Origin of the sequence: Luteimonas sp. BLCC-B24, from assembly GCF_028550595.1 — a bacterium.
In the GTDB taxonomy this organism is placed as follows: Bacteria; Pseudomonadota; Gammaproteobacteria; order Xanthomonadales; family Xanthomonadaceae; genus Luteimonas.
Map to the genome: position 1 here is coordinate 64,304 of NZ_JAQQGN010000007.1, position 24,830 is coordinate 89,133.

Annotated in this window: 21 protein-coding genes; 8 read left to right on the forward strand and 13 right to left on the reverse strand. The window is 69.0% G+C overall.

The window, feature by feature from the left end; translation table 11 throughout:
• Nucleotide 1 precedes the first annotated feature (1 nt).
• The 3 genes from PQS31_RS13815 to PQS31_RS13825 form a co-directional block, all read right to left on the reverse strand.
• Nucleotides 2–1,033 carry an alpha-ketoacid dehydrogenase subunit beta gene (locus PQS31_RS13815; RefSeq protein ID WP_272763319.1) on the reverse strand — a complete coding sequence of 344 codons (1,032 nt, stop codon included), beginning with the start codon at nt 1,031–1,033 and terminating at the stop codon, nt 2–4.
• Entirely contained in the window at nt 1,030–2,103 is a 1,074-nt protein-coding gene (gene pdhA, locus PQS31_RS13820; RefSeq protein ID WP_272763320.1) for a pyruvate dehydrogenase (acetyl-transferring) E1 component subunit alpha, read from the reverse strand. Before pdhA ends, PQS31_RS13815 begins: the two co-directional genes overlap by 4 nt.
• A gap of 111 nt (nt 2,104–2,214) precedes the next feature.
• Nucleotides 2,215–3,087: a tryptophan 2,3-dioxygenase family protein gene (locus tag PQS31_RS13825; RefSeq protein WP_272763427.1), complete on the reverse strand. Its 873-nt coding sequence runs from the start codon at nt 3,085–3,087 to the stop codon at nt 2,215–2,217.
• A gap of 144 nt (nt 3,088–3,231) precedes the next feature.
• Here PQS31_RS13825 and PQS31_RS13830 point away from each other — a divergent pair, with 144 nt between their 5' ends.
• The 3 genes from PQS31_RS13830 (at nt 3,232) to PQS31_RS13840 (ending at nt 10,264) form a co-directional block, all read left to right on the forward strand.
• Nucleotides 3,232–6,795: a pre-peptidase C-terminal domain-containing protein gene (locus PQS31_RS13830; RefSeq protein WP_272763321.1), complete on the forward strand. Its 3,564-nt coding sequence runs from the start codon at nt 3,232–3,234 to the stop codon at nt 6,793–6,795.
• A 157-nt stretch (nt 6,796–6,952) separates the two neighbouring features.
• A complete protein-coding gene (locus tag PQS31_RS13835; protein WP_272763322.1) occupies nt 6,953–8,527 on the forward strand; it encodes an AbgT family transporter in 1,575 nt (524 codons plus the stop codon).
• A gap of 159 nt (nt 8,528–8,686) precedes the next feature.
• Nucleotides 8,687–10,264 carry a peptide MFS transporter gene (locus tag PQS31_RS13840; RefSeq protein ID WP_272763428.1) on the forward strand — a complete coding sequence of 526 codons (1,578 nt, stop codon included), beginning with the start codon at nt 8,687–8,689 and terminating at the stop codon, nt 10,262–10,264.
• Between the two features lie 84 nt (nt 10,265–10,348).
• On the opposite strand, the gene PQS31_RS13845 is transcribed toward PQS31_RS13840, so the two are convergent.
• The gene (locus tag PQS31_RS13845) at nt 10,349–10,852 is read right to left on the reverse strand and encodes a MarR family winged helix-turn-helix transcriptional regulator (RefSeq protein WP_272763323.1); all 504 of its coding nucleotides are present in this window, start codon (nt 10,850–10,852) and stop codon (nt 10,349–10,351) included.
• 95 nt (nt 10,853–10,947) lie between these two features.
• Here PQS31_RS13845 and hppD point away from each other — a divergent pair, with 95 nt between their 5' ends.
• The 3 genes from hppD (at nt 10,948) to PQS31_RS13860 (ending at nt 14,332) form a co-directional block, all read left to right on the forward strand.
• A complete protein-coding gene (gene hppD, locus PQS31_RS13850) occupies nt 10,948–12,057 on the forward strand; it encodes a 4-hydroxyphenylpyruvate dioxygenase (RefSeq protein ID WP_272763324.1) in 1,110 nt (369 codons plus the stop codon).
• 229 nt (nt 12,058–12,286) lie between these two features.
• Nucleotides 12,287–13,564 (forward strand): homogentisate 1,2-dioxygenase, encoded by a 1,278-nt coding sequence (gene hmgA, locus PQS31_RS13855; RefSeq protein WP_272763429.1) that lies wholly within the window; start codon nt 12,287–12,289, stop codon nt 13,562–13,564.
• Between the two features lie 129 nt (nt 13,565–13,693).
• Nucleotides 13,694–14,332, forward strand: coding sequence for a hypothetical protein (locus PQS31_RS13860; RefSeq protein ID WP_272763325.1), 639 nt, complete (start codon nt 13,694–13,696; stop codon nt 14,330–14,332).
• Between the two features lie 63 nt (nt 14,333–14,395).
• Here PQS31_RS13860 and PQS31_RS13865 read toward each other — a convergent pair whose 3' ends face one another.
• Genes PQS31_RS13865 through PQS31_RS13890 form a run of 6 tightly spaced genes read right to left on the reverse strand, consistent with a single transcriptional unit; the run spans nt 14,396 to nt 20,186 of the window.
• The gene (locus PQS31_RS13865; protein WP_272763326.1) at nt 14,396–14,770 is read right to left on the reverse strand and encodes a Na+/H+ antiporter subunit G; all 375 of its coding nucleotides are present in this window, start codon (nt 14,768–14,770) and stop codon (nt 14,396–14,398) included.
• Nucleotides 14,767–15,036 carry a K+/H+ antiporter subunit F gene (locus PQS31_RS13870; protein ID WP_096209887.1) on the reverse strand — a complete coding sequence of 90 codons (270 nt, stop codon included), beginning with the start codon at nt 15,034–15,036 and terminating at the stop codon, nt 14,767–14,769. The genes PQS31_RS13865 and PQS31_RS13870 overlap by 4 nt, the downstream gene beginning before the upstream one ends.
• Nucleotides 15,033–15,521, reverse strand: a complete 489-nt coding sequence (locus PQS31_RS13875) for a Na+/H+ antiporter subunit E (protein WP_272763327.1) — start codon at nt 15,519–15,521, stop codon at nt 15,033–15,035. Before PQS31_RS13875 ends, PQS31_RS13870 begins: the two co-directional genes overlap by 4 nt.
• A complete protein-coding gene (locus PQS31_RS13880; RefSeq protein ID WP_272763328.1) occupies nt 15,518–17,047 on the reverse strand; it encodes a monovalent cation/H+ antiporter subunit D in 1,530 nt (509 codons plus the stop codon). Before PQS31_RS13880 ends, PQS31_RS13875 begins: the two co-directional genes overlap by 4 nt.
• Nucleotides 17,044–17,409 (reverse strand): Na+/H+ antiporter subunit C, encoded by a 366-nt coding sequence (locus PQS31_RS13885; protein ID WP_272763329.1) that lies wholly within the window; start codon nt 17,407–17,409, stop codon nt 17,044–17,046. The genes PQS31_RS13880 and PQS31_RS13885 overlap by 4 nt, the downstream gene beginning before the upstream one ends.
• On the reverse strand, nt 17,409–20,186 hold the full coding sequence (locus tag PQS31_RS13890) for a monovalent cation/H+ antiporter subunit A (RefSeq protein ID WP_272763330.1): 2,778 nt from the start codon (nt 20,184–20,186) through the stop codon (nt 17,409–17,411). The genes PQS31_RS13885 and PQS31_RS13890 overlap by 1 nt, the downstream gene beginning before the upstream one ends.
• Nucleotides 20,187–20,292: 106 nt before the next feature.
• Here PQS31_RS13890 and PQS31_RS13895 point away from each other — a divergent pair, with 106 nt between their 5' ends.
• Nucleotides 20,293–21,210: a nucleoside-diphosphate sugar epimerase gene (locus PQS31_RS13895; RefSeq protein ID WP_272763331.1), complete on the forward strand. Its 918-nt coding sequence runs from the start codon at nt 20,293–20,295 to the stop codon at nt 21,208–21,210.
• A gap of 10 nt (nt 21,211–21,220) precedes the next feature.
• Here PQS31_RS13895 and PQS31_RS13900 read toward each other — a convergent pair whose 3' ends face one another.
• The 3 genes from PQS31_RS13900 to PQS31_RS13910 form a co-directional block, all read right to left on the reverse strand.
• Nucleotides 21,221–22,114: a DMT family transporter gene (locus PQS31_RS13900; RefSeq protein WP_272763332.1), complete on the reverse strand. Its 894-nt coding sequence runs from the start codon at nt 22,112–22,114 to the stop codon at nt 21,221–21,223.
• Nucleotides 22,115–22,202: 88 nt separating this feature from the next.
• Complete coding sequence (locus PQS31_RS13905; RefSeq protein WP_272763333.1) at nt 22,203–22,679, reverse strand: Mpo1-like protein; 477 nt, start codon at nt 22,677–22,679, stop codon at nt 22,203–22,205.
• Between the two features lie 723 nt (nt 22,680–23,402).
• Nucleotides 23,403–24,299, reverse strand: a complete 897-nt coding sequence (locus PQS31_RS13910) for a phosphoribosylaminoimidazolesuccinocarboxamide synthase (RefSeq protein WP_272763334.1) — start codon at nt 24,297–24,299, stop codon at nt 23,403–23,405.
• Nucleotides 24,300–24,409: 110 nt separating this feature from the next.
• Here PQS31_RS13910 and PQS31_RS13915 point away from each other — a divergent pair, with 110 nt between their 5' ends.
• Nucleotides 24,410–24,754, forward strand: coding sequence for a DnaJ domain-containing protein (locus PQS31_RS13915; protein WP_272763335.1), 345 nt, complete (start codon nt 24,410–24,412; stop codon nt 24,752–24,754).
• Nucleotides 24,755–24,830: the final 76 nt, after the last annotated feature.

The window sequence follows — 24,830 nt, forward strand, 5'->3', positions numbered from 1 at the left end:
CTCAGCCCGCCGCCATCGCCCGCTTGGCCGCGGCGACGATCTTCTCGACGCTCGGCAGGTACTTCATTTCCAGGCGGAACAGCGGGATGTGGGTGTCGTAGCCGGTGACGCGCTCCACCGGCGCGACGAGGTCATACATCGATTCCTCGGCCAGGCGCGCGGCGATCTCGGCGCCGAAGCCCGCGGTCTTCGGTGCCTCGTGCACGATCACGCAGCGGCCCGTGCGCGAGACCGATTCCGCGATCGTCGCGAAGTCCAGCGGCTTGAGCGTGGCGACGTCGATGACCTCGGCGCTGATGCCGTCCTGGGCGAGCGTTTCGGCCGCTTCCAGCGCTTCCTTGACCTGCGCGCCCCAGCTGATCAGGGTGACGTCGGTGCCGTCGCGCAGCACGTAGCAGACGTCGAGCGGCAGCGCCTCGCCATCGTCCGGCACCACTTCCTTGTACTGGCGGTAGATGCGCTTGGGCTCGAAGTAGATCACCGGATCCGGCTCGCGGATCGCGGCCAGCAGCAGGCCGTAGGCACGCGCCGGCGACGAGGGCATGACCACGCGCAGGCCGGGCACATTGGTGAAGATCGATTCGTTGGCTTCGCTGTGGTGTTCCGGCGCGCGGATGCCGCCGCCCCATGGCACGCGCAGCACCATCGGGCAGGTCAGGCGGCCGCGGGTGCGGTACCGGAAGCGCGCGGCATGACAGATGATGTGATCGACCATCGGATACATGAAGCCGTCGAACTGGGCTTCGGCGACCGGCTTCATGCCCATCGCGGCCATGCCGACGGTCAGACCGGCGATCGTGGTCTCGTCGAGCGGCGTATCGAGCACGCGCTCGGCGCCGAACTGCGCCTGCAGGCCGGCGGTGGCGCGGAACACGCCGCCGTTGACGCCGACGTCCTCGCCGAGCACGACCACTGAATCGTCGGCGCGCAGCTCGTGGGCCAGCGCCTGGGTGATCGCCTCGATCAGGGTGATCGCGGCGGGCGTGTCGCCCTTCGCGGCGGCGGCCGTGGTCTTGCTGGCAGCGACGTTCATGCCCGGCCCTCCGCGGCAATGGCCTTGGCGCGCTGTTCCAGCAGGTCCGGCGGCGGGTCGGCGTAGAGGTAATCGAACATCGCTTCCACCGGCTGCACCTTCAGTTCCAGATAGGCGTTGATCTCGACGTCGATGCGCTGGGTGCAGTCGGCGATCCAGGCCTTCTCCTGGTCCTCGTCCCACACGCCCTTCGCGGTGAGATAGCTGCGCAGGCGGGTCATCGGATCACGCGTCCACGCCTCCTTGACCTCGGCCTCGTCGCGGTAGCGGCGGGCATCGTCGGCGGTGGTGTGGTCGTGCAGGCGATAGGTCATGAACTCGATGACGCTGCCGCCTTCGCCATTGCGGGCGCGCTCCAGCGCGCGGCGCATGCCTTCGAGCACGGCGACCAGATCGTTGCCGTCGACCTGCAGGCAGTGCAGGCCACCGGCCAGGCCCTTCTGCGCCAGCGTCGGCGCACCGGTCTGCGACTTGCGCGGCACCGAAATCGCCCAGCCGTTGTTGATGATGCATTGCACGAAGGGCAGCGCGTAGGCGCCGGCGGAATTGATCGCCGCGTAGGTGTCGGTCTTCGAGCTGCCGCCGTCGCCGCAGCAGGTCACCGCCACGCGCGGCTCCTTGCGCAGCTTGAACGCCAGCGCCGCGCCGGCCGCGTGCAGGCACTGCGTGGCGATCGGCACGCACCACGGGAAGTCGTGCTTCTGGTTCTGGAAATCGTTGCCGCGCTCGTCGCCGCCCCAGTACATCAGGATCTCGCGCAGCTGCACGCCGCGCATGATCTGCGCGCCGTATTCACGGTAGCTCGGCGCGAACAGGTCCTCGGGCCGCATCGCCGCGCCGATGCCGACGTGCGTGGCCTCGTGGCCCAGGCACGCGGCATAGGTGCCGAGCTTGCCGGTGCGCTGCAGGGCGATCGCCTTGCTGTCGAAGGTGCGCACGAACAGCATCTGCTTGAACAACGGCAGCAGCGTGGCGGGATCGGAGAAGGCGGCGGGGAATTCGGCGACGGGCGTGCCGTCGGGGCCGAGATACTGCAGGTGTTCGATTTCGAATTTCGCGACGACGGTCATCGATCCAACCGGTCAGGGACAATGGTTGCCGATGATACCGGTGGGGTCGTTAAGGCCCGTTGCGCGCTGCCGCATGACGACGGGCATGCGGATCGCGTATGTGTGCCGCGGTCAGGCGTCGCTGCCGCGGCCCGGGCCGATGTGGGTGCGCACCTCGAACAGTTCGGGAAAGAACGTCAGCTCCAGCGCCTGCTTCAGGAACCCCACGCCGCTCGAACCGCCGGTGCCGCGCTTGAAGCCGATGATGCGCATCACCGTGCGCATGTGGCGGAAGCGCCACAGCTGGAACTGGGTTTCCAGATCCACCAGGTCCTCGCACAGCGCGTATTCGCGCCAGTAGCGGTCGGTGTCTTCGTAGATCGTCTCGAACACCGGCACCAGGCCATCGTCGAAGGTGTGCGGTTGCCGCCAGTCGCGGGCGAGGTGGCGCGCATCGACCGGGTGCCCCCAGCGCGCGAGATAGCACAGGAATTCGTCGTACAGCCCGGGGGCATCCAGCGCGGCACGCAGCCCGGCCTGGCCGTCGGGGTCGTGTGCGAACACGTCGAGCATCGCCGCGTTCTTGTTGCCCAGCAGGAATTCCACCGTGCGGTACTGCAGCGACTGGAAGCCCGACGAGGGCCCCAGCACGTCGCGGAATTCCATGTACTCGGCCGGTGTCATCGTTTCCAGCACCGACCACTGCTCGGTCAGCTGTCGCAGCACCTGCTTGCAGCGCGCCAGCACCTTGCGGCAGCGCCAGACCTCGTCGCGCTTGAGGTGGCCGATCGCGGCCGAGAGCTCGTGGATCATCAGCTTGAGCCACAGCTCGGACACCTGGTGCTGCACGACGAACAGCATCTCGTCGTGGTGGGGCGGCTCCGACAGCGGTTGCTGGGCGGCCAGCAGCAGGTCCAGACGCAGGTAGCCGCCGTAGGTGATGCGGCCCGACAGGTCGCGGTGGATGCCCGCTTCGAGCGGGCGCTGATTGCGGTCGATGGTCATCGCCACAGCGTACTGCATGGCCCCGGATGATCCGCCGGGGTGACGCCGGGCGGCGCCTTGTGCCGCGCCACGTCATGCAAACGACACGGTTTGCCGGCACACTCCCATCGGGGCGCCCGGTCCGGGGCGCGAGCGGGGTGAGGCATGACCAGATTCCAGGGCCGGCTGCTGTCGGCATTACTGCTGTGCTGCAGCGCGGGCGCCGCGCAGGCCGATGTCGTCATCAGCCAGGTCTACGGCGGCGGCGGCAACAGCGGGGCGCCGTTCAGTGCCGACTACGTCGAGCTGTTCAACACCGGCGACCTGCCGGTGTCGCTGGGCGGCCGCTCCCTCCAGTACGCCAGCGCGACCGGCACCGGCAATTTCGGCGCCGGCCCCAGCCAGATCGTCGTGCTGCCCTCGGTGGAGATTCCGGCCGGCGGCTATTTCCTGGTCGGCCTGGCCGGCGGCGCCAACGGTGCGGCGCTGCCCGCGCCCGATGCCAGCGGCACGATCAACATGTCCGGCACCACCGGCAAGGTGGCGCTGGCGAACACGACGTCCAGCCTCGGCTGCAACGGCGGCAGCGCGGCCTGCACGCCGGCGCAGCAGGCGCTGATCCTGGATCTCGTCGGCTTCGGCGGCGCCAATTTCTTCGAAGGCGGCGCCCCGGCGCCGGCGCCGAGCAACACCACGGCCCTGTTTCGCGCCGGCGACGGCTGCACAGACAGCGACGACAACGCCGCCGACTTCGCCACCGGCGCCCCCGCGCCGCGCAACAGCGCTGGTGTGCCCAACATCTGCAGCGGCGGCGGCACGCTGTATCTGAGCATCACCGACACCAGCGGCGCCGAAGGCGACGCCGGCACCACGCCGTTCTTCTTCACCGTCAGCCTGAACCAGCCGGCCGGTCCCGAGGGTGTGACCGTGGACTACGCCACCGCCGACGGCACCGCCACGGTGGCCGATGGCGATTACGTCGCGCGCACCGGCGCCCTGGTCTTCGCCGAGGGTCAGCGCGAGCTCACGCTGCACGTGGACGTCGTCGGTGATGAACGGGTCGAACCGGACGAGACCTTCCACGTCGATCTGGACAACGCCGTCGGCGCGCTGCTGGCCAAAGCCCGCGGCACCGGCACGATCGTCAACGACGACGTCAACACGGTCGCCATCCACGCCATCCAGGGCAGCGGCGAGCGTTCGCCCTACGAAAACCAGCCGGTCGCCACCACGGGCATCGTCACCGGGCGCAAGAACAACGGGTTCTTCATCCAGACGCCGGACGGCGAGGACGACGGCGACCCGGCCACGTCGGAGGGCGTGTTCGTCTTCACCAGCAGTGCGCCGCCGGCGGATGCCGCCGTGGGCAACAAGGTGCTGGTGCAGGGCACGGTGATCGAATACATCCCGGCCGCCGATCCCCACCAGTTGCCGCTGACCGAGATCACCAATACCTCGGTCGTGGCCCTGTCGACCGGGCATGCGTTGCCGGCGCCGGTCGTGCTGACGCCCGAACTGCCGAATGCGGATGGCGGCCTCGGCCAGCTGGAGCACCTCGAGGGCATGCGCGTCACCGCGCCCAGCTTCACCGTCGTCGCGCCCACCGGCGGCAACACCAACGAGACCCAGGCCACCGGCAGCAGCAACGGCCGCTTTGCGGTCGTGGTCACCGGCACGCCGCGGCCGTTCCGCGAGCCCGGCATTCCGGTGCCCGACCCCGACCCGCTGGGCAGCAGCGCGCCGGCGATCCCGCGCTGGGATTTCAATCCCGAGACGATCGCCGTGGGCAGCAGCACGATCGGCGCGCCGACCGCGAACCTGGCCGCAGGCTGCCGCATCGTCGACGGCTCGCTGACCGGCCCGCTGGACTACACCTTCCGCCGCTACACGATCTATCCCGACGCGGCGCTGATCAGCGACTGCAGTGGCGCGGGCGAGGTGCGGCCGGCGATGGCACCCGGTCCGGACCACGTCACGTTCGCGACCTACAACCTCGAGCGCTTCTTCGACACCGTCAACGACGGCAACAGCGGGCCCACACTGACCGCTGCGGCGCTGGAACGGCGCCTGTCGAAGGCCTCGATCGGCATCCGCGGCTATCTGCACACACCCGACATCCTCGGCGTGACCGAGGTGGAGAACCTGTCGGTGCTGCAGACCCTGGCGACGCGCATCAATGCCGATGCGGTCGCGGCCGGGCAGCCGGATCCGGGCTATGTCGCGTATCTGGAGGAAGGTTTCGACGTCGGGGGCATCGACGTCGGGTTCCTGGTCAAAACCGGCGAGGTGGCGGCCGGCATCGCGCGCATCGAGGTCGGCGCGGTCACCCAGCGGGGCGCGGACGCGGTGCTGCAGAACCCCAACGGTTCGACCAGCGTGCTCAACGACCGGCCGCCGCTGGTGCTCGACGGCGTGGCGCATTTCGCCGACGGCCGCACCTTTCCGCTGACCGTCATCGTCGTCCACCAGCGCTCGCTCAGCGGCGTCAACGACGACGGCCCGGGCAGCAACGGCTGGGCGACCGCCGGTCAGCGCGTGCGCGACAAGCGGCAGAAACAGGCCGACTTCCTGGCCGCGCTGATCCAGGACATGCAGCGGGCCGATCCGGCCCGGCCCATCGTGGTGCTCGGCGACTTCAACGCCTTCGAGTTCAACGACGGTCTGGTCGATGCGATCGGCACCGTGACCGGCCTGCCGTCGCCGGACAGCGCCACCGCGGTGGACGGGGACGGCGCGGTGCTCGTCTCGCCGTCGCTGCTCAACATGACCCTGGAGGCGGCGCCGGAGGAGCGCTACTCCTTCGTCTTCGACTACCAGGCGCAGTCGCTCGACCACGTGCTGGTGAACCAGGCGCTGGTCGACTCGCCGTTGGTGGTCGGGCTCGACATCAGCCACGCGCGGATCAATGCGGACTTCCCGGAAGTGGCCCGCAACGATGCCGACACGCCGACGCGGCTGTCGGATCACGACCCGACGGTGCTGCTGGTGCGCCTGGCGCCGGTGGAGACCGCCGACCTCGGCATCGAGGTCGAGGCGATCGAACCCGAAGCCGTCGCCGGTCGGTCGATGGCGTTCGCGGCCACGCTGGTCAACGCCGGGCCGGACGCGGCGCAGTTCCCCGGGGTCGGCGCGGTGCTGGACGTGGAGGTGGATGACCTCGTGATCTCCGCGGCCGATGGCTGGAGCTGCGAGGCACCGGTGGCCGCAACCGGCACCACGACGGTGTCCTGCAGCCGTGATGCGCTGGCCGCAGGCGACGAGGCGGTGTTCGCGCTGTCGGCCACCGCGCCGGCGACCGCGATCGGTCGCGAGGTCTCGCTGACCGTCGCGGCGGCCTCGCAGACCCAGGATCCGGAGGCGGGCAACGACAGCGCGGTCGCCGCGGTGGCCGTGGTCGAGGACCCCGCGTCCGCGGCCCGGGCGCTGGCCAACGGCGAGCAGGTCGGCGAAGTCGCCGGCGCGGCGGGCGAGTCCCGGCTGTTCCGCATCGACGTGCCGGCCGGTGCGCGCAACCTGCGCATCCTCAGCGCCGGCGGCACCGGCGACGTCACGCTCTACGCCAGCCGCGACACGCTGCCCACCGCCGACGACTGGCAACTGCGCTCGCAGCGGCCCGGCAACAACGAGGTCGTCCAGATCGCCGCGCCCCAGGCCGGTCCCTGGTACATCCGCCTTCGCGGCGAATCGGCGTTCGCCCGGGTCACGGTGCGCGCCAGCTACACGCCCTGACCGACGTCGCGACCACCGCGAACATCGAACCGGACCCCCGCGCGAGCGGGGGTCTCGCGTTGGCGCGGACGCGGTGCGCGGCGGCGCGGGCGCCGGGCCGGGCCCTGCCGGCTGCTGCTAGGATGCGGTTCGCATGTCAGCAGGGGATGCCCGCCGAATGAGCCAGTCCAGTCCCGAGATCGCCGCGCCGCGCGGCGTCGTCGCCCGTTTCCTCGACGCCGTCGAGCGCGTCGGCAACAAGTTGCCGGATCCGGCGGTGCTGTTCCTGGGATTGATGCTGGTGGTCTGGGTGGTCTCGGCGCTGCTGGCGAACGTCAGCTTCGCCGAGATCGATCCGCGCAGCGGCGACCCGATCCAGATCCGCAACCTGCTGGCCGGTGCCAGCTTCACCACCTTCATGGCCGACATGGTCCGCACCTTCGTGACCTTCGCGCCGCTGGGCGTGGTGCTGGTGGCGATGCTCGGCCTCGGCGTCGCCGAGCACACCGGCTTCATCAATGCAGCGCTGCGCGCGGTGCTGTCGATCACGCCGAAGATGCTGCTCACGCCGATGCTGGTCGCGGTCGGCATCTTCAGCCATGTCGCGGTGGACGCCGGCTACGTGCTGGTGATCCCGCTGGGCGCGGTGATCTTCTACGCCGCCGGGCGGCACCCGCTGGCCGGCATCGCGGCGGCGTTCGCCGGTGTCTCGGGCGGCTTCTCGGCGACCTTCATTCCGTCCAGCCTCGATCCGCTGCTGGCCGCCCTGACCCAGGAAGCGGCCAACCTGATCGACCCGGCCGTGGTGGTCAACCCGCTCAACAACTTCTATTTCACCACCGCCTCGACCGCACTGGTCGTGCTGGTGGGCTGGTTCCTGACCGACCGCATCATCGAGCCGCGCCTGCGCGGCACGCCGGTCGACGGCGACGCCAGCGACATGCCGACGATGCAGACCCTGACCGCACCCGAGCGCCGCGGCCTGGTGCTGGCCGTGCTGGCGATGCTGGCCTGCGTGGTGGCGCTGGTGGTCACGGCGGTGCCGCTCGGCTCGGCCTGGCGCGCGCCGGCTGACGCCCCCAGCGGCGCCGGCGAACTGCTGGTCTCCACGGCGCCGCTGATGCAGTCGATCGTGCCGCTGATCTTCATCCTGTTCGTCGTGCCCGGCATCGTTTACGGCTACGCCTCGGGCACGGTGAAGTCGCACCGCGACGTCATCGCCGGCATGAGCAAGGCAATGAGCGGCATGGGCTACTACATCGTCATGGCGTTCTTCGCCGCGCAGTTCATCTATGCCTTCGGCCAGAGCAATCTCGGCGCGCTGCTGGCGATCAAGGGGGCGAACGGCCTGCAGGCGCTGGGCCTGCCGACCGGCGTGACCCTGATCGGCATCGTGGTGCTGTCGGGCTTCGTCAACCTGCTGGTCGGCTCGGCGTCGGCCAAGTGGGCGCTGATCGGCGCGATCATGGTGCCGATGCTGATGCAGCTGGGCATCTCGCCCGATCTCACCCAGGCCGCGTATCGCGTCGGCGATTCGAGCACCAACATCATCACGCCGCTGCTGCCGTACTTCCCGCTGATCGTGGTGTTCTGCCAGCGCTACGTGAAGTCGAGCGGCATCGGCACGCTGCTGGCGCTGATGCTGCCGTTCTCGATCACGCTGCTGGTCACGTGGTCGGCCTTCCTGCTCGGATTCTGGGCGCTGGGGATTCCGCTGGGCGTCGGCGCGAGCTACGTCTACCCCGCGGGCTGAATGCGCGAAGCATGTCGATGACGCCGCCGGACCCCGTGCCCGGCGGCCACCGCGCGTGGCAAAAGTCACTTTCCATGCGGATCGGGCGCCGCTAAGTTAGCGCGTCGCCCGGGCCGGCTCCGGGCATCCGACCAACGTCAGGAGTCGCCCTACGTGTCCATGAATCCGTACGCCGCCGAGGAGAAGAAGACCATCCTCGGTCATCCGCGCGGCCTGTTCGTGCTGTTCTTCGCCGAGATGTGGGAGCGGTTCTCCTACTACGGCATGCGCGCGCTGCTGATCTTCTATCTCGTGCAGCACTGGATGTACTCGGATTCCGAGGCGTCGGTGATCTACGGCGCCTATACCGCGCTGGTCTACATCGCGCCGGTGGTCGGCGGTTACCTGGCCGACCGGTATCTCGGCCAGCGCAAGGCGGTGGTGTTCGGCGCGGTGCTGCTGACGTTCGGCCACTTCCTGATGGCGTTCGAGGGCGACGGCGGGCAGAGCGCGGCCGAGATCAACATCTTCTGGCTGGCACTGGCCTTCATCATCGTCGGCTCGGGCTTTCTCAAGGCCAACATTTCGGTGATGGTCGGCCAGCTGTACCCGCGGACCGACATCCGTCGCGACCCCGCGTACACGATCTTCTACATGGGCATCAATCTGGGCGCCGCGCTGGGCGCACTGGTTGCCGGCTACCTCGGCCAGACCTACGGCTGGGCCTGGGGCTTCGGCGCGGCGGGCGTCGGCATGCTGCTGGGCCTGATCGTGTTCGTGCTCGGCAAGCCGTTGCTGATGGGGCGGGGCGAGTCGAAGAACCCGCAGCGGCTCGCGGCGCCCGTGCTGGGCATCCGGTTCGAGTGGCTGCTCTACGTATGCGGCGTGCTGGCCGTGGGCGTGGTGTGGTTCCTGATCCAGTACCAGTCCCTCGTCGGTGGCCTGCTGATGGGCACCGGCGCGCTGCTGGTGGGCTACGTGATGTACACGGCCGTGTTCAAGCTCGAGCGCGAGGCGCGCAACCGCATCTTCGCCGCGCTGATCCTGATCATCGGCTCGATCCTGTTCTGGGCATTGTTCGAGCAGGCGGGTGCGTCGCTGAACCTCTTCACCGACCGCTCGGTCGACCGCCAGATCTTCGGCTGGGACGTGCCGGCGTCGATGTTCCAGTCGCTGAACTCGATCTACATCATCCTGCTCGCCCCGGTGTTCGCGATGGCGTGGCTCTGGCTGGGGCGCCGCGGCTGGGAGCCGTCGACGCCGATGAAGTTCGCGCTGGCGGTGGTCCAGGTCGGCCTGGGCTTCCTGATTCTCGTCTGGGGCGCGAACAGCGTGGGGCCCGGCGAAATGACGCCGGTGATCTTCATCTTCCTGATCTATCTGGTCCACACGACCGGCGAGCTGTGCCTGTCGCCGGTGGGTCTGTCGGCGATGAACCGTCTGGCGCCCGCGCACATGGCCAGCCTGATCATGGGGACCTGGTTCTTCGCCTCGGCCACCGGCAACTTCGCTGCGGGCCTGATCTCGGCCGCCACCGGCGGCGAGGGTGCAGGTCCGGGCCGTGTGCTCGAGGTCTACTCGAACGTGGGTTGGCTGGCGGTCGGTGTCGGCATCCTGATGATGCTGGTCGCACCGCTGATCCGGCGCCTGATGCATCTCGATACGCTCAAGGACGACGAGCCCTCGCTCGCCGGCCAAGACGCGATCGGCGAACCGGCCGCGGCCGGCGTCCGGATCGACGAAGAGCGCCGTCCCTGACGGAAGTGGCCGTCCCAAAACGACAACAGCGCCCTCGAGGCGCTGTTGTCGTTCAAGGGATCAGGAATGCGATCCGCGCCCGGTTCAGTCCTTCAGGGGCGCCTCGAGCTTGGCCATCAGCGCGGCGAGCTGCGCACGTTCGCCCGGGTCCAGCGGCGCCAGCACGTTGCGCTGGTACTCCAGCGCCAGCGGCACGATGACGTCATACACCGCGTAGCCGGCCTCGCTGAGTTCGAGCACCGAACGTCGACGGTCGCTGTCGTGCATCTCGCGCAGCAGCAGATCGCGCTCCAGCAGACGGGCCACGGCCCGGCTCACGGCGACCTTGTCCATCGCGGTGCGCTCGGCGACGTTGTTGGCCGACAGACCCGGGTACCGGCCCAGCACCGCGATCACCCGCCATTCGGTCACGCTGATGTCGAAGCGCTCGGAATACAGCGCCGCCAGTCCGCGGCTGATGCGATTGGTCAACACGCTGAGGCGGTACGGCAGGAACTGCTCGAGATCGAGCGCGGCGTGGTCGTGACCCGTGTGGTCGGCGCCTGTCGGGGCGGCGTGGGCGGACGCGGTCGAAGCCGGTTGCGTCATGGTGCAGTGCGCCTTGCAAGTGGTTGCACGTGAAACTATAAAGGAGGGTCTGAAGCCGCGTCCCCTGTCGCGGCCCCATCGCGATGGAGTATCCCATGAGCGCCCAAGCACAGACGTCCGGTCCCAACCTCGGCATGGACGTGACCACGTTCGAAAACCCGATGGGCATCGACGGTTTCGAATTCGTCGAGTTCGCCGCGCCGGCCGACAAGGCCGAGTTCATGCATGCCTACTTCCGGAACATGGGCTTCACCGCGGTGTTGCGGCACAAGACGCGGGCGATCACGGTCTATCGCCAGGGCGGGGTGAACTTCCTGCTCAACGAGGAGCCCGGTTCCTTCGCCGCCGAGTTCGCGAAGGCGCACGGCCCGTCGGCCTGCGGGTTCGCCATCCGCTTCAAGCAGCCCGCGTCCGAGGTCTACACGCGCGTGCTGGACAACGGCGGCGAAGCGATCGGCGCGGGCGAATCGACCAAGGCCGTCGACGCGCCCGTGGTCAAGGGCATCGGCGACTGCATGCTGTACCTGGTCGACCGCTACGGCGCGTCGGGTTCGATCTACGGCGACGACTATGTCGCGATCGACGGCGCCGAGCAGAACCCGGCTGGCTTCGGCCTCACCTTCATCGACCATCTCACCCACAACCTCTACTTCGGCAACATGCAGAAGTGGTCGGACTACTACGAGAAGCTGTTCAACTTCCGCGAGATCCGCTACTTCGACATCAAGGGCGCCAAGACCGGCCTGAAATCGAAGGCCATGACGGCGCCCGATGGTGTGGTGCGCATTCCGCTCAACGAGTCGAACGACCCGAAGTCGCAGATCAACGAATATCTCGACGCCTACAAGGGCGAGGGGATCCAGCACATCGCCTGTTTCACCGACGACATCTATTCGACGATCGAACAGATGCGCGAGAAGGGCATCGCGTTCCTGGACACGCCCGATACGTACTTCGAGGTCATCGACGAGCGCATTCCCAACCACGGCGAGGACGTCGAGCGCCTGGCGCGCAACAAGATCCTCATCGACGCGGACCCGGAAACCAAGCAGCGCAAGCTGCTGCAGATCTTCACCCAGAACGCGTTCGGCCCGATCTTCTTCGAGATCATCCAGCGCAAGGGCAACGAGGGCTTCGGCGAAGGCAACTTCCAGGCGCTGTTCGAGAGCATCGAACGCGACCAGATGAAGCGCGGCGTGCTGTAAGTCCGCGCCGCAGCGACGTTGCGCGGAGGGCACGCAGGCCGGTGCCCGAGACGCCCGCCGGCTCCGCGAACGCGGGTTGGCGGGCTGCGACACGAGCCGTAGCGACCCGCCCGGCCCCTTCCGTCCGCGGCGACCGAACCCTCCAGGTGAAGCGATGAATGCAGCGACCGACGACACCGTGATTCCACTGCCGCGCCACGATGCGCAGCCCCGGCCCGCGCTGGACTACATGTCCGGCTTCGGCAACGAGTTCGCCACCGAGGCCGAACCCGGCACGCTGCCGGTGGGGCAGAACTCGCCGCAGCAGGTGGCGCACGGGCTCTACGCCGAACAGCTGTCCGGCACCGCGTTCACCGCGCCGCGCGGCGAGAACCGGCGCAGCTGGCTCTACCGCATCCGTCCCGCCGTGATGCACGGCGGCTTCGTGCCGTTCGAGCAGCCGCGCTTCCATGACGGCTTCGACCGCGGCCCGGTGTCGCCGGACCAACTGCGCTGGAGTCCGCTGCCGATCCCCGAGACGCCGGTGGATTTCATCGACGGTCTGTATTCGGTGGCGGGCACCGGCGGCGCGGGCGCGCACGAGGGCGTGGGCATCCACGTCTATGCCGCCAATACCTCGATGACCGGGCGCTTCTTCTACAGCGCCGACGGCGAACTGCTGCTGGTGCCGCAGCAGGGCCGCCTGGTCCTGGCGACGGAGCTCGGTACGCTCGAGGTCGAGCCGCAGGAGATCGCCGTGATCCCGCGCGGCATCCGCTTCCGCGTGGAGTTGCCCGATGGCCCGAGCCGCGGCTACGTGTGCGAGAACCAGGGCCGGGCGCTGCGCCTGCCCGATCTGGGGCCGATCGGTTCCAACGGCCTGGCGAACCCGCGTGACTTCCTCACGCCTGTAGCGCGCTACGAGGACGTCGAGGGCGATTTCTCGCTGATCGCGAAGTTCCAGGGCCATCTGTGGCAGGCCCCGATCGGACATTCGCCGCTGGATGTCGTGGGCTGGCACGGCAATTACGCGCCGTACAAGTACGACCTGCGCCGCTTCAACACGATTGGCTCGATCAGCTTCGATCACCCCGATCCGTCGATCTTCACCGTGCTGACCTCGCCGAGCGAATCACCGGGCACGGCGAACATGGACTTCGCGATCTTCCCGCCGCGCTGGCTGGTCGCGCAGCACACGTTCCGCCCGCCGTGGTTCCACCGCAACATCGCCAGCGAATTCATGGGGCTGGTCCACGGCCAGTACGACGCCAAGGCCGACGGCTTCGCGCCGGGCGCGTGCTCGCTGCACAACTGCATGAGCGGGCACGGCCCCGATGCGGCGACCTTCGACAAGGCCAGCGTGGCCGATCTGAGCAAGCCCGACATCATCCGCGACACCATGGCCTTCATGTTCGAGACGCGTGCGGTGATCCGTCCGACACGGCAGGCGCTGGACGCCGACCATCGACAGACCGATTACCAGGCGGTCTGGCAGGGCCTGCAGCACCGCTTCACACCGCCGCGCTGAGCCTGCGCGCGGCCGGAGCGGGCGCGCTGCGGGACGGAGAACGGGGCCGCGCGGCGCGCGCGCCCTGGGTTCGCGCGTCGTTAACGGTGCATCGCCGAGTCTGCCGCCGACCTCACCGCGGAACTTCCCATGAAGCGTTCGATCGCCTGCGCATCCGTGCTCGTCCTGGCCCTGTCGGCGTGCAGCGAGTCCGGGCCGCCCCCGGCGTCGTCATCCTCCGCAGCGCCGACGGCGCTCGAGTCGGATCCGGCCGCGCCGCCGCCGATGGAGGCGCCGACCGGTGCGACGCCGGCATCCGGCAGCAACCGCCCCGCCGTGGTCGAGGACGTGATCACCTTCCAGGGCTTCGGGCCGGCCACGTTCGGCGCGGACCAGGAACAGGTGCGCATGGCCTGGGGCAACGACCTCGGCGATGCGCGGCCGTCCGAACCCGGCGGCTGCTACTACCTCACGCCGCAGCCGCTGGGTGCGGCGGGCTACAACATCGCGTTCATGATGGAAGGCGACCGCTTCGTGCGCATCGACGTGCGCAACGCGGGCTACGCCGCGCCCGGCGGCGGCAAGGTCGGAATGGACCGCGCCGAGATCGAGCGCCTCTACGCCGGCCGCCTCGAAGCGACGCCGCACAAGTATGTGGACGGCGCGCTGTACCTGCGCGTGCGCGACGGCGCGCATGCGCTGGTCTTCGAAACCGACACGGACGGCCGGATCACCGAGTGGCGGGTGGGCGTACCCCCGCAGGTCGACTACGTCGAAGGCTGCAGCTGAGCCGGTGCAACGCCGCCTGGTCGCACGCGCGTGCGCTTGGCGGCTGGGCAATGCGCGCGCGGATCAGCGCTCGGGCGGCGCGGGGTCGTCGCGGTCGACGGTCGCGTCGTCCGGATCAGGGGTGCGGTCGGGATGCGGCGGACGGTCGTCCATCAGCGACAGCGCGGCACGCGACATCAGATGCGCGCTGATCGGCGCGGTGAGAAACAGGAATACGGTGATCAGCAGCTCGCGCGGATGCACGCCGCTGCCGTTGACCCAGTGATAGACGATCGACGCGAACAGGATGCAGCCCACGCCCAGCGTGCTGGCCTTGGCGGGGCCGTGGAGACGGCGGAAGAAGTCCGACAGTTTCACCATCGCCACCCCACCCAGCAGGGTGAAGAAGCAGCCCACCACCAGCAGGCTCACGACCACGATCTCGAACAGGGTGCTCATTCGACGATGTCCCTCCGGATCACGTACTTGCTCAGCACCACGGTGCCGACGAAGCCGAGCATGGCGATGATCAGCGCGGCCTCGAAGTAGACCTCGGTGTCGAGCAGCATGCCGAACAGGATCAGCTGCGCGATCGCACTGATGTAGAGCGTATCCAGCGCGAGGATGCGGTCGGGCGCGGTGGGGCCGCGCAGCAGGCGCCACAGCGAGAGCACCATGGCCAGGCCGACCAGATGCATGCCGGCGACGATGACGATGTCGATCATGGAAAGATCTCCCTCAGCGGCGCTTCGTAGCGGTGCTTGATCTGGGCCACCAGGGCGTCGGGATCGTCGACGCTCAGGCAATGCAGCAACAGATACTGCCGGTCTTCCGACAGCTCGGCCGACACCGTGCCGGGCGTCAGCGTGCACACACTGGCCAGCGCGGAAATGCCGTGGATGTTGGTCAGCTCCAGCGGTACCCAGACGAACTGGGACTTCAGCCGCGATTCCGGACCGAGCACCTGACGCGCCACCGTGATGTTGGCGACGACGATGTCGCGCAGCACGATGCCCATCAGGCGGAACACGCCGCGCAGCCGGCCCAGGCGTGCGAACTCGCGCTCCAGACGCGCCGCCAGCAGCGGCATCAGCCAGGCGAGCAGCAGCGCGAGGAGCACGTTGCCGGGGCTCACGTCCTGGGCCATCAACAACCAGAACGCGAAGACGGTCAGGCTCTGGGGAATCGACGGCAGCATGCGACGCTTCATCGTGCAGGCTCCCGGATCAGCGGTGCCGTTTCCCGCAGCACCTGGATGTAGGTGTCGACGTCGAGCACCTGCTCGGCGGCCGCGTTGGTGTAGCGCAGCACCGGGCCTGCGAACAGGGTCATCGCGATGCCGTAGCCGAGCAGCACGACGGTGGCGACGATCTCGCCGCGTCGCAGCGGCGGCGGGGGCGTCGTCTCCGGCGCGGGCTCCACCCGCCAGAACAGGCGCGTGCCGCTGCGCGACAGGCCGATGATCGTCATCAGGCTGCTGCCGAGGATCACCGTCCAGATCCAGCCCATCTGCGCTTCGGGCACCGCGTTGAGCAGTTGCAGCTTGCCGATGAAACCCGACAGCGGCGGCAGGCCGGCGATCGACACCGCCGCCACCAGGAACAGGGCCGCCGGCAGGGTCTTGTTCGGCATCGTCGCGATCGGCATCAGATAGTCGCCGTTGCTGCCGCGGTGGCGCTGGATGATGTCGGCCAGCAGGAACAGGGCGGCACTGACGAACACGCTGTGCGCGAGGTAGTACAGGCCCGCCGAGATCGCGCCGGCATTGCCGAGCGAGAACGCCACGAACAGCGTGCCGGCCGACAGCAGCACCAGATACGCCACGCCGATGCGCAGCCGTGGTGCACCGATCACGCCCAGCGCGGCGAGCACGATCGTCGCCGCACCCGCCGGCAGCAGCCAGTCCCAGGCGATGTTCGCCAAGGGACCGGCCTGCTCGCCGAACATCAGCGTGAACACCCGCAGGATCGCGTAGAGACCGACCTTGGTCATCACCGTGAACAGCGCGGCCACCGCGGCGGGCGCGCGCGCGTAGGCCTCGGGCAGCCACAGGTACAGCGGCAGCAGCGCGGCCTTGGCGCAGAACACCAGCAGCAGCAGGCCGGCGCCGGCGTGGATCAGCATCGTGCGCTCGGGCGGCGCGATGGCGATGCGCGCCGCCATCTCGGTCATGTTGAGCGTGCCGAGCATGCCGTAGAGCAGGCCTAGCGCCAGCAGGAACACCACCGACGCGGCGATGTTGAACACCACGTAGTGCATGCCCGCCTTGATCCGCGCGCCGCGGGCGCCGCTCAGCAGCAGACCGTAGGAGGCGATCAGCATCACCTCGAAGAACACGAACAGATTGAACAGGTCGCCGGTGAGAAAGGCGCCGTTGAGACCGGCCAGCTGCATCTGGAACAGCGCATGGAAGTGCAGTGCGCGCTTGTCCCACCCGGCGCAGGCGTACAACAGGCAGGGAATCGCCAGCAGCGTGGTGGTCAGCACCATCAGCACCGACAGGCGGTCGGCCACCAGGGTGATGCCGAGCCGCGCCGGCCAGTCGCCGAGCAGGTAGACCAGCATGTCCTCGCGGTGCACCTGCACCAGCAGCGTGATGTTGACCGCCAGCAACGCGAGCATGCCGATCCATGCCCAGGTCCGCAGGATCGAGGTGCGATGGCGGCGCTCGAGCAGCAGCAACAGGGCACCGGTGACGATGGGCACCAGGACGGGAAGCACGGGCAGGTGATTCATCGCGCGCCTCCCTGCTGCTGCTCGTCCGGCTCTTCGCCGTCGACGTGGTCGGTGTGCAGGTCGGCGTGCTCGCGCATGGCGACCACCACCGCGACCGCCGTCATCGCGAACGCGATCACGATGGCCGTCAGCACCAGTGCCTGGGGCAGCGGGTCGGAATAGTTGGCGAGCGTGTGCGCCACGCCGTCGCGCAGCACCGGCGGCTTGCCGACGACCGGCCGGCCGGCGGCGAAGATCATCAGGTTGGTGGCGTAGGACAGCAGCGTCAGCCCCAGGATCACGTCGAAGGTGCGCGCGCGCAGCATCAGATACAGGCCCGATGCGGCCAGCACGCCGATGGCGGTGGCGATAGCGAATTCCATCAGGGCACCTCCTTCTCGGCCTGGCGGTGTTTGACCGTGCCCAGGGTCGCGAGCATCAGCAGCGTGCCGGAGAACACCACGAAGTAGACGCCGGTATCGAACACCAAGGCGCTGGCCAGCGGGACCAGCCCGACCACGGGCAGCTCCAGGTCGAGATGGCCACTGGTCATGTACGGCAGCCCGAACCACCACGAGCCCACGCCGCCGAGCACCGCCAGCAGCAGGCCGATCGCGATGCCGCGCAGGTAATCGAAGCCGAACGTGGCCTCGACCGCGCGTGCGCCCTGCAGCACGTACATCACCAGCACCGGCACCGCGAACACCAGGCCCGCGATGAAGCCGCCGCCCGGCGCGTTGTGGCCGCGCAGGAACAGGTAGATCGACACCGTCAGCGCCAGCGGGAACAACAGCTGGGTGAGGTCGGTGGCGATCGGCAGGTGCGCCGGCGGTCCGGGCATGATCTCGTCCGGCTTCAGCCGCGACCAGCGCAGCAGCGCGTGCACCACCAGCGCGGCGACGCCGAACACCACGATCTCGCCGAAGGTGTCGAAGCCGCGGAAGTCGACCAGGGTCACGTTGACCACGTTGCGGCCGTAGGCCTCGGGCAGCGCACGCACCAGCAGCTCGCTGGAAATGGTGTCGGCGGGCGACATCATCATCGCGTAGGCCAGCACCGCGAGCCCGCCGCCGGCGACGATCGCGATGGTGAGATCGCGCGCCTTGCGCATCCGACGGTGCGAGACCTTCGACTGTTTGGGCAGGTAGTTCAGCGCCATCATCATCAACGCGATCGTCACCATCTCCACCAGCAGCTGGGTCAATGCCAGGTCCGGCGCCGAGAGATAGACGAAGACCAGGCTGACCGCGAGGCCCGCTGCGCCGATGACGATGAGGGCGGTCAGGCGACGCGCGTGCACCACCACCGTGCCGATGGAGGCCGCGATCAGCAGGCCCCACAACACCCAGCCGATCACCGGCAGCGGCTGTGGCGCGCCCAGGCCCGCCAGCACCGGCAGGGTGCGGCCGAGCATCGGCACGCCGGCCAGCACCACGCCGACCAGGATCATCAGGAACAGGCTGCGCTGCAGGCTGCCGTTGGCCACGCGATCGGTGAACCGGCGGGCCAGCGCGAACAGCGCTTCGACATTGACGTGGAAGGCATTGCGGCCGATCGAGCGGGTGACCACCGCGTGGAAATCCAGCAGCCGGCGCAGGCCGAAGTACAGCGCCACGCCGAACACCAGGCTGGCGATGCTCATCACCAGCGGCAGATTGAAGCCGTGCCAGACCGACAGGCTGAACGCCGGCGCCGCGTCACCGAGCGTGCCGCGCACCATCGTGTGCAGCAGCGAGCCGACCGTCAGCGCCGGCACCATGCCGACGATCACGCACAGGATCGCCAGCACGCCGACCGGGATGCGCATCCAGCGCGGCGGCTCGTGCGGCACCACGTCGAGCGCGCGCGGGCCGTTGCCGAAGAAGGTGTCGTGCACGAACCGCAGGCTGTAGGCGATGCCGAAAATGCCCGCCAGCAGCGCGGCGACGCTGATGATGATGCGCATCGTGCCGTGGCCGCCGATCTCCAGCGCCTCGGCGAAGAACATCTCCTTCGACAGGAAGCCGTTGAGCAGCGGTATGCCGGCCATCGCCAGCGAGGCGATGATCGCCAGCACACTGGTCATCGGCATGTAGCGCCTGAGATTGCCCAGCCGGCGCATGTCGCGTGTGCCGCATTCGTGATCGATGATGCCCGCGGCCATGAACAGCGAGGCCTTGAACGTCGCGTGGTTGAGGATGTGGAACAGGCCGGCCACCACCGCCATCTCGGTCGAGATGCCGAACAGCAGCGTGATCAGCCCGAGGTGGGAGATCGTCGAATACGCCAGCAGGCCCTTGAGGTCGTGCTGGAAGATCGCGAACCAGGCGCCGACCAGCAGCGTGGTCGCGCCGACGCTCGTCACCACGTAGAAGAACAGGTCCGTGCCGGCGAGCGCCGGGTGCAGGCGAGCCAGCAGGAAGACGCCGGCCTTCACCATCGTGGCCGAATGCAGATAGGCCGAGACCGGGGTGGGCGCGGCCATCGCGTGCGGCAGCCAGAAGTGGAACGGGAACTGCGCGCTCTTGGTGAAGATGCCCAGCAGCACCAGCGCCAGCGCCCACGGGTACAGATGGCTGGCGCGGATCAGGTCGCCCGAGGCCAGGACGACGTCGAGGTCGTAGCTGCCGACGATGCGGCCGATCAGCAGCACGCCGCCCAGCAGGGCCAGGCCGCCCATGCCGGTGATCGTCAGCGCCATGCGCGCGCCCTGGCGCGCGTCCTGGCGGTGCGACCAGAAGCCGATCAGCAGGAACGAGCTGATCGACGTCAGCTCCCAGAAGATCGCGAGCAACAGCAGATTGCCGGCGGTGACCATGCCGACCATCGCGCCCATGAAGAGCATCAGATAGGTGAAGAACCGCCGTGGGCTGTCCTTGGCCGACAGGTAGTAGTGGCCGTAGAGGACGACCAGGCCGCCGATGCCCAGGACCAGCAGGCCGAAGGTCCAGGCCAGGCCGTCGATGCGCAGGCTGAAATCCAGCCCGGCTTCGGGAATCCAGGCGTAGCTCGTGCGTGCGATCTCGCCGTCGAAGACGCTGCCTGCCAGCAACGCCAGAATGCCCAGACCGAGCAGCGGGGGCAGGCCGGCGAGCACGGCAATGCTGCGGCGGGAGGCCGTGCGCGAGAGCGCAATGACCAGGGCCAGCACGAAGGGCAGGGCCAACAGAAGTTCGAGCATCGGGCTCCTTGTGGAGGCAGGTCGGCCGAGTGGCCGGCGGGTCACGCAAGGGCCGGGCAGTTTACCTGATGAATGTGGTGGGTTCGTCGACGCCGGCCGATATGCTATGTCCCATGATGCCGCACCGCCCCCGCCCTCTGCCGCCCCGGCGACGCGCCCCGTGACGCGTCGTGCGCTGGTGTTCGGCGCCAGCGGCGCGATCGGCCGTGCGCTGCTCGGGCGCCTGCTGGCGCACGGCTGGGCGGTCGATGCGCTGTCGCGTGGCGAGCGGCCCGGCGCCGACGGGCTGGCCTGGCATCGGGGGGATTTCGCCCATCTGCCGGCGTTGCCCGGGCGGGTGGACGCGATCTTCAGCTGCGGGCCGCTGGACCAGTTCTCGGTCTGGTATCGCGATGCGGCCGTGGACTGTCCGCGGGTCGTCGCCTTCGGATCCACCAGCGATGCCACCAAGCGCGACGCCGCCGATGCCGGCGAACGCGCCCTCGCCGAGCGCCTGCGCGATGCCGGCGAACGGGTGTTTTCGGCTGCGGCGCGGCGCGGCGCGGCCGCCACCGTGCTGCGGCCCACGCTGATCTACGGCGCGGGAAGCGACCGCAACCTCGGCCGCATCGTCGCCCTGGCGCGGCGCAGCGGGGTCTTCGTGCTGCCGGCCGACGCCGTCGGGCGGCGTCAGCCGGTGCATGCGGACGACCTGGGGCAGGCGGCCTTCGCCGTGGTCGATGCGCCCGCCGCCCACGGCCGGGCGTATGCCCTGCCTGGTGGCGAAACCCTGCCGTACCGCGAGATGGTCGCGCGCACGCTGGCGGTGCTCACGCCGGCGCCGCGCCTGCTCACCGTGCCGGGGCCCCTGTTCGCGCTCGCGCTGCGCGCCGCGCACGCGACCGGACGCCTGCACGGCTTGCCACCGGGCGCGGTGGCGCGGATGCGCGAAGACCTGGTGTTCGACGCCGCCCCCGCGCACGCCGCGTTCGGCTATGCGCCGCGGCCCTTCGAGCCCGATGCGGCGATGTTCCCGCCCGGTTGAGGCGAGACACTCACGGACCGGCCATCGGCTCCTCGACCAGCCGCCGCGCCTTGCGCAGCGCACGCAGGGCGACCGCGAGCACGCCGCCCAGGACCATGGCGCCGCCGATCCACAGTCGCGGCCCCGGCCGATCACCCCAGAATGCGATGCCCAGCGCGATCGCGAACACCGGCACCAGCAACAGCCACGGCGTCAGCATCGCCACCGGATAGCGCTGCACCAGCACGTAGTACAGCCCGTGCCCGAGCAGCGACGACACGAAGGCCGCGTACACCGCGCCGCCCCAGCCGATCCAGCTCGCCTGGCCGAGCATCGCGAACCCGCCGGGCTCGAACACCAGGCTGATCGCCAGCAGCGGCAGCACCGCGAGCACGGCCGTCCAGCCCTGCATGTTCCACACATCCACACCGCGCAGCGGTTTCATCAGCACCGTAGCGATGGCCAGCATCAGCGCCGACGCCAGCATCGTCAGCAGCGCCGCCGGATTCGCCAGCACCACCGGGTCGAAGCCCAGCACCAGCACACCGCCGAAGCTGACCGCGATCGCCAGCCCCGTGCGCCAGGCGAAGCGCTCGCCGAGCACCCACCACGCCAGCAGCGCGGTCAGCGGGATGTAGCTCTGCATCACGATCGCCGGCGAGGACAGATCGCTCGACAGGCGCAGCGCGAGAAAGCTCAGGCCGAAGTGCAGCACGCCGATGCACAGGCAGGCGGCCAGCAGTCGCGGCCATTGCCCGGGCGCGGGCGCGCGCAGCACGAACACCAGCGGCAGCGCCAGCAACGCGAAGCGCAGGGCGGTGAACAGGAACGGCGGAATCTCGCGCAACGCGTGCGCCGAGACCAGGAAATTCAGCGCCCAGGCGACGCAGACGAGCAGGATCAGGGCGAGGTCGCGGGGCGACACGGCAGGTACCGGCAGCGGGCGCGCAAGGATCGCACGCCCGGCCGGCGCCCGGGCCTCCCTGGCCCGGATGCGGTCGGGTGGGGGCGGCTCAGTAGCGCCAGCCGAGCCGGCGGTAGAGCTTGGCCAGCACCCAGGCGGGCCCGATCAGCAGATACACCAGATCGGTCAGGAAGCTCGGCTTCTGGCCTTCGATCTTGTGGCCGACGAACTGGGCGATCCACGCCAGCACGAACACGCTCACCGCCGTGATCAGCAGAACGCGGGTGCCGAGCCACTGGTGCAGCGCGAAGGTCAGCGCGCCGAGCAGCAGAAACACCGCGAGCATGCCGAAGCCCAGCGGCCGCGACGCCCGGTGATAGAACCGCCAGGCCGCGAACATCGCCAGCGCCGCCCAGATGCCCGGCTTGAAGATCGTGCCGCCCGGAATGCACCACAGCAGCGCGATCACCGTCCACAGGATCGCCGGCACGGCGAACACGTGGATCCACTGGTTGGTGTCGTTGCGGTGGTCGCCCGAGTAGCTGGCGAACCAGCGGTCGATGGAGCGTTCGGGTGTTGCGTGCATCGCAGGTCTCCGGGCGTGCGCAGGGGCCAGGGCGAGGATACGCGCGACGCGCCGCCGGCGCTGCAGGTCGGCGGCTCCGTGACTCTGCGTCTGCTCCAGTTCCTGCTCCTGCTCTCGCGAATGGCGAAGGCACTGCAACGTATGTAGACCCGGAGGGCGCCGGCCATGGATGGCCGGCGTTTTCCGACCGAGGCAGGATGCCGAGTCGGAAAATCCCGGAACGAATGAATCGCCGGATGAGCTTCGTCGGGGAGACGTTTTTCTTTGGTTCCGTTTCTTTTGGGGTCTACCAAAAGAAATGAACTCGGCCGCGCCAGCGGACGAAAGCGTTTGATGTTGCGTTGGCGCCGCCTGCAGTCGAGCAAGCAAAAGCAAGAACAATGCTTTCACTCGCCTGCCGGCGAGCGACTCACTTTTCTTTGTTGGCCCAAAGAAAAGTAAGCAAAAGAAAGGGCCTCCTCGACGAAGCACATCCGGTGAGTCATTCGTTTCGGGATTTCTCGACTTGCCATCCTGGCTCGGTCGAGAAACGCCGGCCCTCCATGGCCGGCGCCCTCTGGGTCTGCAGGCAGTGCTAACTCGTCATCGCGTAGGAACATCAAACGCTCGGCACTGCCGATCCGCACGGGCCTGAGCCCATGTGTTCTGCAGCCGTAGTCGGTCAACGCGTTGGCGTTCGCTCGGGCCGGGTACCCGCCCTGCGCACGTCGCGCAGGCGCATGGTCAGTCGACCGAAATCCCCGCCAGCTTCTGCAACGCGTCCGCATACCGGCCACGCGTGCGCTCGATGACCTCGGGCGGCAGCTTGGGACCGGGCGCGGTCTTGTCCCAGTCCAGCGTTTCCAGGTAATCGCGCACGATCTGCTTGTCGTAGCTCGGCGGGCTGGTGCCGACCTCGTACTCGTCGGCCGGCCAGTAGCGCGACGAATCGGGGGTCAGCATCTCGTCCATGACGTAGAGCCGCCCGTCGGCGTCGGTGCCGAACTCGAACTTGGTGTCGGCCAGGATGATGCCGCGCTCGGCCGCATGCGCCGCGGCGAACGCGTACAGGCGCAGCGTGGCGTCGCGCACCTGTTCGGCGAGATCGGCGCCGATGCTGTGCACCATGGTGTCGAAGTCGATGTTCTCGTCGTGGTCGCCGACGGCCGCCTTGGTCGACGGGGTGAAGATCGGCTGCGGCAGCTGCTCGGCCTGGCGCAGGCCGCCGGGCAGGGCGATGCCGCTGACGCGGCCGGTGCGCTGGTAATCCTTCCAGCCGCTGCCGATCAGATAGCCGCGGGCGATGGCCTCGACCGGCACCGGCTTGAGCTTCTTCGTCACCACCGCGCGCTGCGCGTACAGCGCCGCATCGACGGCGTCGGGCAGCACGCTGGCGACCTCGATGCCGGTGAGATGGTTGGGCATCAGCGAGGCGGTGCGGTCGAACCAGAAATTGCTGATCTGGCACAGCATCTCGCCCTTGCCGGGAATCGGGTCGGGCAGCACCACGTCGAACGCGCTGAGGCGGTCGGTGGCCACGATGAGCAGGCGCTCGTCGCCGAGGTCGAACACATCGCGGACCTTGCCGCGGTGACGCAGGTGGAGGCCGGGCAGGTTCGCTTCGAGCAGGGTCGTCGACACGGTTGACATCCGGATGGATCGCAAGCGGCCGGCAAGTGTAGTGCGAACGCGGGTGGGGTGCAGGTGCACGTCCACAGCCCCCTGCCCGTGGCCCGGCTACACTCCGGCGCATGACACGCTGGTATGGAAAACTGCTGGGCTTCATCGCCGGGTGGCTGCTGCTGCGGCACCCCGCCGGCGGGGTCATCGGCCTGGTGATCGGGCACGCCCTCGACGCCGGCTGGCTGGCGCCCCGGCGGCTCAAGGCCTACGACGTGCTCGGCGTGGCGCCCGACGCCAGCGAGGCCGAGATCGATCAGGCCTACCGCCGGCTGATCTCGCAATATCACCCCGACCGGGTGGCCGGGGCCGCGCCCGAACTGCGCGCCCGGGCCGAATCGCGCGCGGCCGAGATCAACGCCGCGTACGACCGCATCCGCAAGGCCCGCGCCGGCACCACGCGCCCACGCCGCTGACGCCGGCGGCCGGATGCGGCCCGGTTCGCGCCCCGAGCCGGCAGGAACCGCGGGCAGGCCCCGCCGCATCGCCCGA

What these genes read in the sequence shown, in the direction of transcription:
- PQS31_RS13865 (WP_272763326.1), bottom strand. Translation starts at nt 14,770, where the DNA reads ATGAGCACCCTGTTCGAGATCGTGGTCGTGAGCCTGCTGGTGGTGGGC.
- PQS31_RS13885 (WP_272763329.1), bottom strand. Translation starts at nt 17,409, where the DNA reads ATGGAATTCGCTATCGCCACCGCCATCGGCGTGCTGGCCGCATCGGGC.
- PQS31_RS13880 (WP_272763328.1), bottom strand. Translation starts at nt 17,047, where the DNA reads ATGAATCACCTGCCCGTGCTTCCCGTCCTGGTGCCCATCGTCACCGGT.
- PQS31_RS13845 (WP_272763323.1), bottom strand. Translation starts at nt 10,852, where the DNA reads ATGACGCAACCGGCTTCGACCGCGTCCGCCCACGCCGCCCCGACAGGC.
- hppD (WP_272763324.1), top strand. Translation starts at nt 10,948, where the DNA reads ATGAGCGCCCAAGCACAGACGTCCGGTCCCAACCTCGGCATGGACGTG.
- PQS31_RS13830 (WP_272763321.1), top strand. Translation starts at nt 3,232, where the DNA reads ATGACCAGATTCCAGGGCCGGCTGCTGTCGGCATTACTGCTGTGCTGC.
- PQS31_RS13875 (WP_272763327.1), bottom strand. Translation starts at nt 15,521, where the DNA reads ATGAAGCGTCGCATGCTGCCGTCGATTCCCCAGAGCCTGACCGTCTTC.
- PQS31_RS13835 (WP_272763322.1), top strand. Translation starts at nt 6,953, where the DNA reads ATGAGCCAGTCCAGTCCCGAGATCGCCGCGCCGCGCGGCGTCGTCGCC.
- PQS31_RS13895 (WP_272763331.1), top strand. Translation starts at nt 20,293, where the DNA reads ATGTCCCATGATGCCGCACCGCCCCCGCCCTCTGCCGCCCCGGCGACG.
- PQS31_RS13915 (WP_272763335.1), top strand. Translation starts at nt 24,410, where the DNA reads ATGACACGCTGGTATGGAAAACTGCTGGGCTTCATCGCCGGGTGGCTG.
- PQS31_RS13890 (WP_272763330.1), bottom strand. Translation starts at nt 20,186, where the DNA reads ATGCTCGAACTTCTGTTGGCCCTGCCCTTCGTGCTGGCCCTGGTCATT.
- PQS31_RS13860 (WP_272763325.1), top strand. Translation starts at nt 13,694, where the DNA reads ATGAAGCGTTCGATCGCCTGCGCATCCGTGCTCGTCCTGGCCCTGTCG.
- pdhA (WP_272763320.1), bottom strand. Translation starts at nt 2,103, where the DNA reads ATGACCGTCGTCGCGAAATTCGAAATCGAACACCTGCAGTATCTCGGC.
- PQS31_RS13825 (WP_272763427.1), bottom strand. Translation starts at nt 3,087, where the DNA reads ATGACCATCGACCGCAATCAGCGCCCGCTCGAAGCGGGCATCCACCGC.
- PQS31_RS13840 (WP_272763428.1), top strand. Translation starts at nt 8,687, where the DNA reads ATGAATCCGTACGCCGCCGAGGAGAAGAAGACCATCCTCGGTCATCCG.
- PQS31_RS13815 (WP_272763319.1), bottom strand. Translation starts at nt 1,033, where the DNA reads ATGAACGTCGCTGCCAGCAAGACCACGGCCGCCGCCGCGAAGGGCGAC.
- PQS31_RS13905 (WP_272763333.1), bottom strand. Translation starts at nt 22,679, where the DNA reads ATGCACGCAACACCCGAACGCTCCATCGACCGCTGGTTCGCCAGCTAC.
- PQS31_RS13870 (WP_096209887.1), bottom strand. Translation starts at nt 15,036, where the DNA reads ATGATCGACATCGTCATCGTCGCCGGCATGCATCTGGTCGGCCTGGCC.
- hmgA (WP_272763429.1), top strand. Translation starts at nt 12,287, where the DNA reads ATGTCCGGCTTCGGCAACGAGTTCGCCACCGAGGCCGAACCCGGCACG.